Below are 14,199 nucleotides of genomic sequence, written 5' to 3'. Positions count from 1 at the left end.
GGAGGGGCTGGCGAGAACAATCAGGCCATCGCTTTCGTTTTCCATCATCGGAGGGAGCTTTACGGCGAGCACTGATCGAGTCCCGATTTTTGCGCAGCAAAAATGGTCGAGTTGCGCAGCCGCCCGGAGATGATGGAAAACGATTGGCCGTTCTCGCCGGCCCCTCCCACGTTGCCCCGAGCGACGAAGTACCCAACCAGCCGCCCCAAACGACCAAGCATCCGGCCAGCCCCTCCCACGTCGCCCCTTCTATCGAGCGTAATTTGGGTCGTGAAAATGCACGAAAAAGGGAGCCGAAGCTCCCTTACATGCACCAGCCGCAAACTGATCTACCGGCGGTAGACCGGAAAGCGGGCGCAGATATCCAGTACCTTGGCCTTCACGTCGGAGATCGTCGCTTCGGCATCGCCCCGCTCCAGCGCCTCCAACACATCACACATCCAACCAGTCAGCTCGATCGTTTCCGCTTCCTTGAAGCCACGGGTGGTGATCGCCGGCGTGCCGACCCGCAGGCCGGAGGTGATGAACGGCGAACGCGGGTCGTTGGGCACCGCGTTCTTGTTGACGGTGATATTGGCGTTGCCCAGGGCCTCGTCCGCATCCTTGCCCGTGTAGGACTTGCCGATCAGGTCCACCAGCATCAGGTGGTTGTCCGTGCCGCCCGAGACAATGTTGATACCGCGCTCGATAAAGGTTGCGGCCATCGCCCGGGCATTGGCTACCACCTGCTTCTGGTAGACCACGAATTCCTCGCTCTGGGCCTCCTTGAAGCCCACCGCCTTGGCGGCGATCACATGCATCAGCGGGCCGCCCTGGCCGCCGGGGAAAACCGCCGACTGGAGCTTCTTCTCCAGTTCCTCGTTGGCCCGCGCCAGAATCACGCCGCCGCGGGGACCGCGCAGGGTCTTGTGGGTGGTGGAGGTCACCACATCGGCATGTGGCACCGGGTTGGGATAGACCCCGGCGGCGATCAGGCCAGCGACGTGGGCCATGTCGATCATCAGCCAGGCGCCGACCTTGTCGGCAATGGTGCGGAACCGGGCCCAGTCCATGACCCGGGAATAGGCCGAGAAACCGGCCACAATCATGGTCGGCTTGTGCTCCAGCGCCAGCGCCTCAACCTGCTCGTAGTCGACCTCGCCGGTGGCTGCCACCAGGCCGTATTGCACCGCGTTGTACATCTTGCCGGAAAAATTGGGCTTGGCACCGTGGGTCAGGTGGCCGCCGTCGGCCAGGCTCATGCCCAGTACAGTGTCACCCGGCTTGCACAGCGCCTGGTAGACCGCGGAATTGGCCTGCGAGCCGGAGTGTGGCTGGACGTTGGCGTAGTCGGCCCCGAACAGCGCCTTGACGCGCTCAATCGCCAGTTGCTCGGCCTTGTCCACGTATTCACAGCCGCCGTAGTAGCGTTTGCCGGGGTAGCCTTCGGCATACTTGTTGGTGAGCACGGTACCCTGCGCCTGCATCACCCGGGGACTGGCATAGTTCTCGGAGGCGATCAACTCGATATGCTCCTCCTGGCGGCGCTCCTCTTCCCCGATGGCGGTAAAGATTTCGTCATCGAAGCCTTCAATGGTCATGCTCTGGTCAAACATTGGCGTCCCCCGGCGGGCGGGCCATCCGGCCCGTGAATGAAGCGGCGCATTTTACCCAAAATCGGCGCAGCATATAAGTGGCGCGCACCGACGCCGGTAATCTTGTATTATTTCTGTCATCTTGTTGACATAGAGTGTCAGGCTAGCAAGGCAAATCGTCTGGGGCAGAGGGAAACCTGTAGATCATGAATATCAGTATTTTCGGTAGCGGCTACGTGGGCCTGGTGCAGGCGGCCATCTTTGCCGACGTGGGACACCGGGTGATCTGCATGGATGTGGACGCCGGGCGGGTGGACCGCCTGCGCGACTGCGATGTGCCGTTTTTCGAACCGGGTCTGGCGCAGATGATCCGCAATGGCATGGACAGCAAGCTGCTGTCCTTCACCACCGATGCCAAGGAAGCCGTGCAGGCCAGTGATTATCTGTTTATCTGCGTCGGCACCCCCGCCGGCAGCGATGGCGCCGCGGATCTGAGCTATGTGATGCAGGTGGCCAGCTCCATCGCCCGCTATATGAGCAGCCGCAAGGTGGTGATCACCAAGTCCACGGTGCCTGTGGGCACCACCGACCAGGTGGAGGCCCACATCAACGAGGCGCTGCAGTCCCAGGGGCGCAATCTTCAGGTGGAGGTCGCTTCCAACCCGGAGTTTCTCAAGGAGGGCTCCGCCGTCGCCGACTGTCAGAGCCCCGACCGCATCATCATCGGCACCGGCTCGGCCCGGGTGCTGGAGGAAATGCGCGGCATCTACCGGGCCTTCAACCGCAACCACGAAAAAATCATGCCGATGGACACCCGCAGCGCGGAGCTGACCAAATACGCCTCCAATGCGATGCTGGCCACCAAGATCAGCTTCATGAATGAAATGGCGACCATCGCCGAGGCGGTGCGTGCCGATATCGAGCATGTGCGCCGCGGCATCGGTGCCGACCCGCGCATAGGCTATCACTTCATCTATCCGGGCTGCGGCTACGGCGGCTCCTGTTTTCCCAAGGATGTGCGCGCCCTGAAACACCTGGCGGAACAGCACGGCCACCGCGCAACCATTCTCACTGCGGTGCATGACACCAACCAGCGGCAGAAGAACAAGCTAGCGGAGCGGGTGATGGCACGCCTGGGCAGCGACCTGTCCGACAAGACCATCGCTGTCTGGGGGCTGTCCTTCAAGCCCAATACCGACGACATGCGCGAGGCTCCCAGCCGCTACCTGATCGAGGGGATCTGGTCCTATGGCGGCAGGGTGCGCGCCTTCGATCCTCAGGCCAACGGCGCCTGCCGCGAGTTGTATGGCGAGCGCGGAGACCTGGCGCTGTGCGGCAGCAAGGAGGAAGCCCTGCAGGGCGCCGACGCGCTGGTAATCTGTACTGAATGGAAGGCATTCTGGTCACCGGACTTCGAGCTGATCAAGCGCGAGCTGTCCCTGCCACTGATATTTGACGGACGCAATCTCTACAACCCCGCGCAGATGGAAGAACTGGGTATCGAGTACTACGGTATCGGTCGTGGGCTGACGCTGGTAGCGGCCGCGTGACCGATCGCGCCACCCTGGGCTGGCGCGAATGGCTGGCCCTGCCGGAGCTCGGTATTTCCCGGATCAAGGCCAAGATAGATACCGGGGCCCGCACCAGCGCGCTGCATGCCTTCTACCTGGAGCCCTTCGAGCGCGACGGCCAACGCTGGGTGCGCTTCGGCATACACCCGCGGCAGGGCAACACCGAGAGGGTGGTACACTGTGAGGCCGCGGTGCTGGACCAGCGCCAGGTAACGGATTCGGGCGGCCACCGGGAAGTGCGCTACGTCATCTGCACCACGGTTGTACTGGGTGATGAACGTTTCGCCGCCGAACTCACGCTGACCGACCGCGAAACCATGCGCTTTCGCATGCTGCTGGGGCGCACCGCAATGCACGGCCGCTTTCTGGTCGACCCGGGCAAATCCTATATGCTGGGCAAACCGCCACGCTAACGGAACACACGGAGGACCGACCCAACACCCATGCCAGGCAACGGCAGCAAACTGATCATCGGCGATAGGGAGATTGTTCCCGGCGAGCGCACCGTTATCGACATCCCGGTGGCACCCATGTACACCCACGACAATCTGTCGATCAGCGCCCAGGTCATTCGCGGCAAGCGCCCGGGCCCGGTGCTGTTTGTCTGCGCTGCCATCCACGGCGACGAAATCAACGGTGTGGAAATCATCCGCCGTCTGCTCCAGGACCCGCATCTGGAACGCCTGCGCGGCACCCTGATCGCGATCCCCATCGTCAACATCTACGGCTTTATCAACCACAGCCGCTACCTGCCCGATGGCCGCGACCTCAACCGCTCCTTCCCCGGCTCCTCCCGGGGCTCGCTGACCGGGCGTATCGCCCAAACCTTCCTGCAGGAAATCGTGTCCAAGTGTACCCATGGCATCGACCTCCATACCGGTGCCCGTCATCGCAGCAACTTTCCCCAGATCCGGGCCAACCTCGAAGATCCGGCGGTGCTGGCCATGACCGAAGCCTTCGGTGCGCCGCTGGCGATCGATGCCAAGATCCGCGACGGCTCCCTGCGCCAGGCTGCCGGAGACATGGACGTGCCGGTACTGCTGTATGAAGCCGGCGAGGCACTGCGCTTCGAAGAACTCTATATTCGCGCGGGGTCAAGGGGGTACTCAATGTGATGCGCCATATCGGCATGCTGCGCCGCAGCCGCGCCCGCATCAGGCCGCCGACCGTCAGCCGCAACACGCACTGGATACGGGCACCGGAGAGCGGAGTCCTGCGGGTCCTGGTACCGCTGGGCGCGGAGGTCAACAAGGGCCAGATCATCGGCTTTATCGCCGATCCGCTGGGCAGCAGTGAAGTGGATGTGGTCTGCGACAGCCACGGCATCGTCATCGGACGCACCAATCTGCCACTGGTGTACGAGGGCGACGCCCTGTTCCACGTCGCCGAGATCGGTGCCAAGGCCAACTGGGAGGTGGAGGAGTTTCACGAAACCTACAGTCCCGACGAACGCGAGTTGGACCCGGACGACCTGAGCTCGGCGCCGATCGCCGATTGACTGAAGCTCCACCGGTTTCCTGCTAGAATCCCCCCACACTTTTCATCATCACAGGTACCTCACCCAGATGGCCCAGTACGTCTACACCATGAACCGCGTCGGCAAGGTCGTGCCGCCGAAGAAGAAAATCCTCGAGGACATTTCCCTGTCCTTTTTCCCCGGCGCCAAGATCGGCGTACTCGGCCTCAATGGCTCGGGCAAGTCCACGCTGCTGCGCATCATGGCCGGCATCGACACGGACATTCTCGGTGAGGCCCGCCCCCAGCCGGGCATCAAGATAGGCTATCTGCCCCAGGAACCTCAGTTGAACCCGGACAAGGATGTGCGCGGCAACGTCGAAGAGGGACTGCAGGAGGCGGTGGACGCGCTGGCCCAACTGGATCGGGTGTACGCCGCCTACGCCGAGCCCGATGCGGATTTCGATGCGCTGGCCAAGGAGCAGGCCCGGCTGGAGGATATCATTCAGGTCACCGACGCCCACAATCTGGAGCACAAGCTGGAGGTGGCTGCCGATGCACTGCGGCTGCCGCCCTGGGACGCGGATGTCGCCACCCTGTCGGGCGGCGAGCGGCGCCGGGTGGCGCTGTGCCGGTTGCTGCTGTCGGCGCCGGACATGTTGTTGCTGGATGAGCCCACCAACCACCTGGACGCCGAGAGCGTGGGCTGGCTGGAGCGCTTTCTGCACGACTTCCCGGGCACTGTCGTCGCCATCACCCACGACCGCTACTTCCTGGACAACGCCGCCGGCTGGATTCTGGAACTGGACCGCGGCCGCGGCATTCCTTACGAGGGCAACTATTCCGACTGGCTGGAAACCAAGGAGGCGCGCCTGGAGCAGGAAAAACGCCAGGAGGCCTCGCATCAGAAGGCGATCAAATCCGAGCTGGAGTGGGTGCGCAGCAACCCCAAGGGCCGCCAGGCCAAGAGCAAGGCCCGCCTGCAGCGCTTTGACGAGCTGCAGTCACAGGAATTCCAGAGCCGCAACGAAACCAATGAGATCTACATTCCACCAGGGCCGCGGCTCGGCGACAAGGTCATCGAAGTGAAGGACCTGAAGAAGACCTTTGGCGACAGGCTGCTGTTTGAACATGTCAGCTTCAGCGTTCCCAAGGGCAGCATCGTCGGCATCATCGGCGCCAACGGCATGGGCAAGTCCACGCTGTTCAAGATCCTGATGGGCGCCGAACAGGCTGACGGGGGCGAGGTCACCGTCGGCGACACTGTGCAGCTGGGCTATGTGGACCAGTCGCGGGATGATCTGGACGGCAGCAAGACCGTGTGGGAGGAGGTGTCCGACAGCCAGGATGTAATCCGTATCGGCAACTATGAGGTCAACTCGCGCTCCTACGTGGGACGCTTCAACTTCAAGGGTGCAGACCAGCAAAAATTCGTCAAGGACCTGTCCGGCGGCGAGCGCAACCGCCTGCACCTGGCCAAGCTGTTGAAGCAGGGCGCCAACGTGCTGTTGCTGGACGAGCCCACCAATGACCTTGACGTGGAAACTCTGCGGGCGCTCGAGGACGCGATCCTGACCTTTCCAGGCAGCGCGCTGGTGATCTCGCACGACCGCTGGTTTCTGGACCGCATTGCCACCCATATCCTGGCCTATGAGGACGACGGCGAGGTGGTGTTCCACGAGGGCAACTACAGCGATTATGAGGAGGACCGCAAGGCCCGCCTCGGCGCGGCGGCGGCCCAGCCTCACCGGGTCAAATACCGCAAATTGAAGTAATCCAGCCCGCCGCCGCCTGCTGCGAACGGACCATGAAGACCACCGGGCCGTTCCCCGCGGCCACCTCGCATTGGTGGCAAGGCGGCGTTATAGTGGGCCCAGACACCTATTGCGAGTACCAGCATGAGCGATTTGCGCAATGAGCAGCAGGACTTCAGTGTCGTCAGCCTGGACCTGCCAGTCACCATCTTGCAAGGCGGCAGTGAGTGGCGGCAACAGCTGCTGGGCCTCTCCCTGGTCAGTGTTGCCACCAACCAGCCCGAGGGCTGGGATGCCCAGTACAACGAGCCTTTCACGCTGCTGATAGATACCGGCCAGGAACCGGCGCTGGAGCTTTTTGCCTATTTGCAGGATGTGGACAAGGGCCGCCTCAGCTTCGCGGTGGAGCATGTGGACCGGGAGAACATTGAACCGCTGCAGACGCTGCTACGGGCCCATATGGCAGATCCGGCAGTACTGGACGAGGAGCTGCGGCGCCTGGGACAGCGCTAGGCGCTGGGTGAGGGCGGCACCGCCCTCACCACTCCGTCAAGATAAAATTACCGGGTTATCACAGCAGGAACCAGGCCAGCGCCACCAGTGCCACCAGTACCGCAGCAGCGCCGGCCAGGGCGATGTTCCTGGGGCTGGAGCCGAAGCCGGAACCAGAGCCGGTCCTGGCCGTGCCAGAGGCAGCGCCGGTGCCGGGCCGGGGCGCCGCGCCTGCCGCGGGGGCATTGGCGCTGGCCCGGAAAATCAGGTTGACCAGGCCCAGGCGAATCTGGTCCCCGTCTGCCAGATAGGCGGTAAGCCGCTTTTCTCCATTGACGAAGATGCCGTTGGCCGACACCAGGTTGACCAGGCGCCAGCGCCCGCCCTGGTGAATCAACTGGGCGTGGCGGGCGGAAACACTGGGCTCCTGCAACATGATTTCACAGCTGTCCTCGCGCCCTATTTCCCAGACATCAGGCTCACTGCCGTTGCCCGGTTCCAGCTCCATCACGTCGGCCACCTCACCGCCGATGACCACCATCAGGTGCGGCAGGTCCGAACTGCGTCCGACCGGCGTCGGCGCTGGCGCCGCCTCGGGGACGGAATCTATGGACAGAAACTGGGTGTGTTCCCCGGTGCCCGAGTCCACCCAGCTGCCGGGCAGGTCGAAGTTCGAGGAGGCCGGTTTTGCCACAGCTGCAGGCTGTTCCGCGGGGGGAGCTTTCGCTTCGGGAGCCGGTTTTTCAGTGGCGGCCGGCGGCTCAGTGGCCGCCGGTTTTGCGGCGGCCGGCGGCGCTGCTTCCGCGGCCGCAGCGGGCGGGGCTACCGGATCCACCGGTTTGGCTGCGGGCTCGGCAACGGCTGCCGGCGGCGGTTCCATCGGCGAGACCACGGTGGCATCGTCCCCCACCGGCGCGACTATCGTCGCGTCGCTATCGGCCGCTGGCGGCGGTGCGCCGGTAATCACCACCCGGAACTTGTACTTGTCGAACTGTACCTCATCACCGTCGGCCAGCTCGACCGAGCCCACCAGCTTCAATCCATTTACTAAAGTGCCGTTGGCCGAGCCGAGGTCTTCCAGCACCACCTGCGGCTCTTCCACCCGCACCAGCGCGTGATTGCGGGACACACGGGGGTCTTCAATGGTTACATCGCATTCGGCGCTGCGGCCAACGCGCATTTCGCCACTCAGCGCCTGTTCTGTGCCATCCTGCGCCACCAGGACAACGCTGAATTTCTCGCTCATACCTCAAACTCCTGTTCAGCCGCCACTGCGGGGGCCGATCACAAACCAGGCCGCAATTGCCAGCAATGCAACCGCGGCGGCCATACTGGCGACCAACAGGCGGCGGCGACGTCGCCGCGCCGGCAATTCCAGCGCCTCCCTGCGCAATTCCGCCATTTCGTCCGCCGACATCATCTGGGTGGACTCCGGTGATCTCGGCGCCACCCGGGACCGTTTCGGGGCAATACTCGCCCGGCGCGCAGGTGCCGGTGGTTCAGACCCCGGCAGCCCGGGCTGCACCAGCTCGGGCAGGCCGTGGTATTCGCCCGAGGCGGGATCATAGCGCCAGACCACGTCCGGCTCCAGCGCTGCGGCGTCGGCGGCGGCATCGCTGCCGCCGCCGGCCAAGCCTTCCACCAGCACCAGCGTCACATTGTCGCGGCCGCCCTGCTCCACCGCTGCCATCACCAGGATACGGCAGCGTTCTTCCAGGGGCAGATCCTGCGCCAGCACCGACGCGAACCGGTCACAATCGAGCACATCGCTCAGACCGTCGCTGCACAGGGCCAGGATCTGTCCGGGCAGCAATACCCCCTGATTGGTACCCACCCGCAGCTTGTCTTCCTCCTGCAGCCCGATCGCCTGCACGATCACGTTCTTGCGGGGATGCCGCCGCGCCTCCTCAAAGGTGATCTGGCCCTTCTCGAGCAGGGCCTCCACATAGGAGTGATCGCGGGTCAGCAGCTTCAGCTGGCCATCCCACAGATAGCCCCGGCTGTCACCCACCCAGGCCAGTTGATAGTGGGCACCGCTGAACTGGGCCGCCACCACGGTAGTGGCCATACCCTGTTTGCCGCGGCCACCGGCCACCGCGTCGTGAACTTCCAGGTTGGCACTGCGTATCGCGGGTTCGAGGTCATTCGACTCGTGCACATCGCGAGCCAGCACTTCACAGGTTATCTGGCTGGCGACCTCGCCCGCCTGATGACCACCGACCCCATCGGCCACCACCATCAACCCCAGTTGGTGGTCGATCAGAAAGGCGTCCTCATTGTGCTCGCGGCGACCGACGTCAGTCTCGCCACAGGCCCGCCAACGGGCGTCGGGATCTCTTGTCATAGGGCTCCCATCAGTTGCCTGGCCAGGACCGCGAACTGCTGCGGCACGAAACGGTTTTCGTCCTCCACACTACCATACAGTGCGTCCAGCGGGGATTTCAGGCGCGGCGCGTCACCCAGTGACAGGGACAGTGTTTCAACCGCCAGGAAGGCCTGTTCCGCCGCGGTGAAGTGCCGGAAGCGCTGTGCCGCCGCCTGCGCCAGCAGTTCCCGCCGCAGCAGGCGCTGCTGTTCGGTGCCGTAGGTGTCATTGCCGAGCCTTTCGGCCAGCGGCTCCAGGCGCTGCTGCAGAGTGCGGGCCGCGGTCACGACCTGCTGGCGGGACTGCTGCGACGCCCGGTGCAGCGCGTTGAGGTCGCTGCGCAGCGGATCCACAGCGTCCGGCTCCAGGGTTTCCAGCACGGCCAGCAACAACACCAGACTGGCATCGTTGAGCCGCACACTGCCCGGCGGCAAGCCGTCGGCTTCCTCCGACCAGCGCAAGTCGTCCATGGGATGATGGCAGGCGTGACACTGGAAGAAGGACAGCTCCGGCACCAGCGAAGGCTTCGTGAACCAGTCCTCCTGCAGCAGCTCCAGGGTGTGCATGCCGGTAATGGCCAGCCCCGCCAGCCACATGTTGACCGGGGCTATCGCCGGCTTGCGTTCGCGATAGTCGGCATCCACCTCGTAATGGGCCGGCTGGTTGACGGTAAAGGTTTCCAGTTCAAAGGCCAGCCGGGGGTGGCCGGCGCCCATGATCTCGTGGGTGGCGAACTTGTCCTTGGTTCCCAGATGGCAGGACAGGCACAGCCGGGCGCGGGCCAGCGGCAGCTCGGTGGGATACATGCCCTTGGCCACATTGTCGGCATGGCTGGTACTGGCCTCGGCGTGGGACTCCAGCCACTGGCCGCCGCCACCGTGGCAGGCCTCACAGCCCACGCCGTCGGAAATCTGGAAACGGCGGCCACGGGCCTCGGCGGTGACATTGTCGGCGTGGCAGTCCAGGCAGATCTTGGCCGCATGCGCGCTGGGCAGGCCCAGCTTGGCGGCGATTGCCTGGGACTGGGCGCTCTGCAAGGTGCGGTAGGCCCGCGAATGATAGTCCTGGCGCAGCCAGATCCGGTACTCATTGAGCCACACGTTGGCGGCCGGGTCCGCGCTTACCTTGCCGTGACAGACACTGGTGGCACAACTGGCGACCCCCTCGTGTATATCGCGTCCCTCCTCGGGCAGGGGTTGTGCCAGCGCCGCGGTACCCGCCAGCCCCAGCAACAGGGCCAGTGCTGTCAGTTTTCTACGAACCATGGCTTGCCATCTTTGTCAGTGTACAGTTTGCGCATCTCCTCCAGGTTGAGGGGACGCGAACCGAGCCGGCCGAATACCGCCATCTGGCCACCGGTTTCGTCCACACCGCGATCCCGCTCCAGACCCCGGCTCAACGACAGCGCCGGCGACCGCGTGGCGTAGCTGGCAATCAACTCGGGACTGGGCTCAGGGGAAAAGCCGTAGAACTTGGGCTGACTGCTGGGCGAGGTCAATTGCACCACCTTGAGCCCGGCGGCGCCATCGGCAATGTAGGCAAACAGGGACGCATTGGTAGAGGCTACCACCACATCGTGGCTGTCGCTAAGGCCATCGCGGAATGTTTGCACCAATCGCATCCCGGTGGGCCGGGTAATATCGACAATGGCCAGCCCCTCGCTGCCGGCGGCGACATAGGCGTAGGTCCGCGCCAGATGCAGGCGCCGGGCCTGCTGCAGGGGAATCACGTTGTCGCGGTCCAGCACTGGCGCGGTGGGCCGGGTGATGTCAATCACCTTGAGCCCGTCGGCATCGGTCACGAACAGGTAGCGGAACTGCAGCGCGACCGAGTGGCCACGGTTGAGTGGCACCACTGCGGCCAGACGAGGCTGCAGCGGCTGATCCAGGTCCACTACCACCAGGCCGGCGTCAGCGACGATATAGGCGAAACTGCCTCCCAGCACCATGTGCCGGGCGCCGTCGAGAACGCCGTTCTCGTTCCAGGTGAGCGCCCGCTCCAGCTGGTTGTTGCGCGGCTCGCCGTCGGACAGGGTATTGACGTCGGTGAGGATCAGGCCTTCCCGGGCATCGGTGACCAGCGCGTAGTCGTAGATCGGATGGAAGGGCTGCTCCTCGTTGATCTCCCGCATCAGTTCACCCTCGTTGCGATCCGGGTGAATGGGCTGATTGGTGGGCAGCACCACACAGGTCGCGTCGGCGCTGGGGATGTGGGTGTCCTGGCCCAGTGGACTGAAGGGTGCGGTGATAATCCGCTGGGATACGCCCTTGTTGCCGATGCTGGCGATATCGTATATCCGCAGGCCCTTATCACCCTCGGCGGAAAACAGATATTCACCGCGATGCTGGACGCAGGAAGCGGGGCCGCTGCCGTGAGGATAGCCGTGCTGCAGCTGGTCGTTGTTGGCCTTGTGCTCGGCAAAGTAGTCCGGGTAGGCGTAGCGATGCAGATAACTGCCCAATACCGCCTGCGGCTCCTCCCACTCCGTCACCTGCACCCCGGTGACGTGTTCCTCGCCGCCAACCCAGGCGTAGTAGCCGACAAAGTTGACGAAGCCGGTACCGTACATCAGCAACTGCGCCATGATCGCGTTGTTGTCATTGTTGCGCGACAGGTGACAGTCCTCGCACTCCTTGGTCTCGGTCTTGCGCACCGTGTGGGCAAAATGCGGGTTGAAGGCCTGGGAGCTGAACCCGCTGGCCGCGATCGGCGGCTGCTGGATATAGATCTTCTCCCGGTTGGCATTGGTGGAGGACAACACCAGCGCCGAAGTGGAGCGCACCGGCGCAATTTTGCCGCCCTTGGCGGTCTCGCGCCGTCCCAGCAGGAACATCTGGTCGCGGGCCACCTGGGGATTGTAGGTGGCGTAGTTACGCGACGCACCGCCCTCGTAGTGATGCCGCTCGGTCTTGTTGTTGGCCTCGATCGGCAGGTGGCAACCGGCGCAACTGGTGGTCCAGGAGGTGTGGCAGGTATAGCACTCCATATTGTCATCGCTGTGGGCCAGGTCGTCGCCGGCCACCTCCGGCCCCCAGTCCTGTTCGGCGGTGTCACGGCTCATCAGCTTGGCGCGGGCGGCCTTTTCGTTGTATTCGCCGTGGACCGGGTCGACGCTGTCCTTGACCAGGCTCAGCTCCCATTCCAGTTCAGGGTCCATCACCGAGCGCTGGATCAGCTTGTTGCCCATCCACTCAAAGCGCAGGCGGCCGTCCGGATTGCGGATGGCACCCAGGTCGGTACCGCCCTCCAGCGCCGCGGGACCGGAAGTGAACAGGTTGGGATAGGCCTGGGCGGAGCCGTGGCAATCCTTGCAGTCGATTTCGACCGCCGCGGCTACCTCGCCGTAGATATGGCCGTTGCCGTGGTTGTCCTGGGCATAGTGGCAGTCGACGCAGTGCATGCCCTTGTCCAGGTGGATGGAGGACATGTGCACGGCCTTGTCAAACTTGTCAGGGTCCTCATCACTGACCACATCGCCCTCGGCGTCGAGCAGGTTGCCCTTGCGGTCGCGCTTGAACACGGCGCGGAAATTCCAGCCATGGCCGTGATAGTCGGCAAACTGGGTATCTTCCAGCGTTGGGTTCAATTCCGATACCGTCTTCAGGAACTCGACATCCGCCCATTTGCCGCGCGGGGCGGCGCCCTCGGGATTGCGCTCCAGCACGGCGCGCTGCTCTGCGTGGCTGGGGTAGACCTGTTCCTCCGGCCACATGGACGGCGCATCGGATTCATAATCCCACATGGTATAGCCCAGGTAGCTGTTGACGAACATATTGGGCTGGTGCATGTGGCAGCTCATGCACTGGCTGGTGGGAATCGCGCGGGTAAAGGCGTGGCGCAGCGGGTGCCCCGGACGGCCGCGCGGGATGGTCGGGTCGATCGACTGCGATTCACCACTGTGCCCGAACTGTGCGTACTGACCCGAGTGGCGCGGATCGCGGTCGTTGGCATACACCACGTGACAGGACGCACAGCCGGACTGGCGATAGTCGCCGGGCTGGTCGTTGGTGCCAATAAACCAGGTGTGGGGATCATTGAGCCGGGTCTTGGTGATGTTGATCACCGGCACCGAGATGCGCGCCCCGGTACCCGGGCCGCGGTTGGACTGGCGGAAATCCGGGCGCCCCGGCTCTTCCAGGCGCTGCAGCTGACCCAGCGCATTGGGCAGGCCGGTTTCCGGAAACAGGTTGGTGATGTTGCGGCCACCGCGCTCAAACACGCGGAAGATATCGCCGGGTTTGATGGTCTCCCAAGCGGGCAGCGGGTAGAGCTCCGGCAGAATACCCCGCCTGGTCATCTCGGCAGTCGGTTGCACCGGCCCGGGGATCTTGGCGGGCTCACCCTCGCGGGTATAGCCCTCGCCGAGAATATAACGCTTGTACGGCAGAATGCCGTTATTGTAGGCCGCGCCGCCCCAGAGCATGGCCGAGGTCGCCATCAGGCTGCGTTCAGCCGCCTCGATGATGGGTAGGTGGCAGGCACCACAGGCCTCGCGCGCAATGCGGTAGTCGGAGGGATTGATGAAACGGGTGAACTCGGGACTCTCCTTGTTGAGCAGGGTGTAGGTACGCTCCGGGTTGGCACTGGAGGGATAGTGCCAGGACTCGGGATAGCGCGGCAGGACGTGGGCCCGCTCCATCGCCGCCAGGTAGGCGCTGTCGCCGGCCACGGCACCGCCCGGAACATGCACCTCCGCCTTGCCGCCGTGGCAGTCGGTGCAACCCAGTTTCACCGCCGGATTGACGTGCATGGTCTTTTCATCGGTCTGGGTGTGGCAGCTGACGCAGCCCTCGGACTTCGCCGCCATCTGTTCATTGCTCTGGCTGGCCGGCGCGTTGGGTGCGGTGACATAACTGCGCTGCACGGGTTTTTCCCCGGCGGCAGCGAGCGCCAGGCTCACCGGCAGCGCCAGCATTACAGTCGCGACACCGGCCAGCCACCAGTGCAGTGGGTTCCCGAGGCGTCCAGTGTGATCAGGTCTGTTCATA

At 64.1% G+C, this 14,199-nt stretch carries 11 protein-coding genes; 6 read left to right on the top strand and 5 right to left on the bottom strand.

From position 1 onward, the window contains the following. Positions 1-329: 329 nt before the first annotated feature. Entirely contained in the window at positions 330-1,595 is a 1,266-nt protein-coding gene (glyA, locus tag G3T16_RS12710) for a serine hydroxymethyltransferase (RefSeq protein WP_163495577.1), read from the bottom strand. 185 nt (positions 1,596-1,780) lie between these two features. Between glyA and G3T16_RS12705 the strand changes: the two genes are divergently transcribed. From G3T16_RS12705 to G3T16_RS12685, 6 genes are all read left to right on the top strand, one after another. After that, a complete protein-coding gene (locus G3T16_RS12705) occupies positions 1,781-3,124 on the top strand; it encodes a UDP-glucose dehydrogenase family protein (protein ID WP_163495576.1) in 1,344 nt (447 codons plus the stop codon). After that, positions 3,121-3,558, top strand: a complete 438-nt coding sequence (locus G3T16_RS12700; RefSeq protein WP_163495575.1) for an ATP-dependent zinc protease family protein — start codon at positions 3,121-3,123, stop codon at positions 3,556-3,558. Before G3T16_RS12705 ends, G3T16_RS12700 begins: the two co-directional genes overlap by 4 nt. 30 nt (positions 3,559-3,588) lie before the next feature. Next, positions 3,589-4,260, top strand: coding sequence for a succinylglutamate desuccinylase/aspartoacylase family protein (locus tag G3T16_RS23385; RefSeq protein WP_232059067.1), 672 nt, complete (start codon positions 3,589-3,591; stop codon positions 4,258-4,260). Next, positions 4,257-4,643, top strand: coding sequence for a succinylglutamate desuccinylase/aspartoacylase family protein (locus tag G3T16_RS23380; protein WP_456298650.1), 387 nt, complete (start codon positions 4,257-4,259; stop codon positions 4,641-4,643). Before G3T16_RS23385 ends, G3T16_RS23380 begins: the two co-directional genes overlap by 4 nt. A gap of 67 nt (positions 4,644-4,710) precedes the next feature. Continuing rightward, positions 4,711-6,375 carry an energy-dependent translational throttle protein EttA gene (gene ettA, locus G3T16_RS12690; protein WP_163495574.1) on the top strand — a complete coding sequence of 555 codons (1,665 nt, stop codon included), beginning with the start codon at positions 4,711-4,713 and terminating at the stop codon, positions 6,373-6,375. A gap of 123 nt (positions 6,376-6,498) precedes the next feature. Beyond that, positions 6,499-6,867: a PilZ domain-containing protein gene (locus G3T16_RS12685; protein ID WP_197911662.1), complete on the top strand. Its 369-nt coding sequence runs from the start codon at positions 6,499-6,501 to the stop codon at positions 6,865-6,867. A 58-nt stretch (positions 6,868-6,925) separates the two neighbouring features. Here the strand turns inward: G3T16_RS12685 and G3T16_RS12680 are convergent, their stop codons facing one another. The 4 genes from G3T16_RS12680 to G3T16_RS12665 are packed head-to-tail and all read right to left on the bottom strand — an operon-like array spanning position 6,926 to position 14,198. Continuing rightward, positions 6,926-8,092: an FHA domain-containing protein gene (locus G3T16_RS12680; protein WP_163495573.1), complete on the bottom strand. Its 1,167-nt coding sequence runs from the start codon at positions 8,090-8,092 to the stop codon at positions 6,926-6,928. A gap of 15 nt (positions 8,093-8,107) precedes the next feature. Then, a complete protein-coding gene (locus G3T16_RS12675) occupies positions 8,108-9,190 on the bottom strand; it encodes a protein phosphatase 2C domain-containing protein (protein WP_163495572.1) in 1,083 nt (360 codons plus the stop codon). Then, complete coding sequence (locus G3T16_RS12670; RefSeq protein ID WP_163495571.1) at positions 9,187-10,476, bottom strand: multiheme c-type cytochrome; 1,290 nt, start codon at positions 10,474-10,476, stop codon at positions 9,187-9,189. Before G3T16_RS12670 ends, G3T16_RS12675 begins: the two co-directional genes overlap by 4 nt. Next, the gene (locus G3T16_RS12665) at positions 10,458-14,198 is read right to left on the bottom strand and encodes an LVIVD repeat-containing protein (protein ID WP_163495570.1); all 3,741 of its coding nucleotides are present in this window, start codon (positions 14,196-14,198) and stop codon (positions 10,458-10,460) included. Before G3T16_RS12665 ends, G3T16_RS12670 begins: the two co-directional genes overlap by 19 nt. Position 14,199: the final 1 nt, after the last annotated feature.

This window comes from Kineobactrum salinum (assembly GCF_010669285.1).
Classification (GTDB): Bacteria; Pseudomonadota; Gammaproteobacteria; order Pseudomonadales; family Halieaceae; genus Kineobactrum; species Kineobactrum salinum.
Note: the sequence above shows the minus strand (reverse complement) of the source record. Positions and strands in the feature narration are given on the sequence as shown.

Excerpts from the sequence above, each read along its gene's own strand:
- ettA (WP_163495574.1), top strand. The coding sequence starts at position 4,711 with ATGGCCCAGTACGTCTACACCATGAACCGCGTCGGCAAGGTCGTGCCG.
- glyA (WP_163495577.1), bottom strand. The coding sequence starts at position 1,595 with ATGTTTGACCAGAGCATGACCATTGAAGGCTTCGATGACGAAATCTTT.
- G3T16_RS12705 (WP_163495576.1), top strand. The coding sequence starts at position 1,781 with ATGAATATCAGTATTTTCGGTAGCGGCTACGTGGGCCTGGTGCAGGCG.
- G3T16_RS12680 (WP_163495573.1), bottom strand. The coding sequence starts at position 8,092 with ATGAGCGAGAAATTCAGCGTTGTCCTGGTGGCGCAGGATGGCACAGAA.
- G3T16_RS12665 (WP_163495570.1), bottom strand. The coding sequence starts at position 14,198 with ATGAACAGACCTGATCACACTGGACGCCTCGGGAACCCACTGCACTGG.
- G3T16_RS12685 (WP_197911662.1), top strand. The coding sequence starts at position 6,499 with ATGAGCGATTTGCGCAATGAGCAGCAGGACTTCAGTGTCGTCAGCCTG.
- G3T16_RS23385 (WP_232059067.1), top strand. The coding sequence starts at position 3,589 with ATGCCAGGCAACGGCAGCAAACTGATCATCGGCGATAGGGAGATTGTT.
- G3T16_RS12670 (WP_163495571.1), bottom strand. The coding sequence starts at position 10,476 with ATGGTTCGTAGAAAACTGACAGCACTGGCCCTGTTGCTGGGGCTGGCG.
- G3T16_RS12675 (WP_163495572.1), bottom strand. The coding sequence starts at position 9,190 with ATGACAAGAGATCCCGACGCCCGTTGGCGGGCCTGTGGCGAGACTGAC.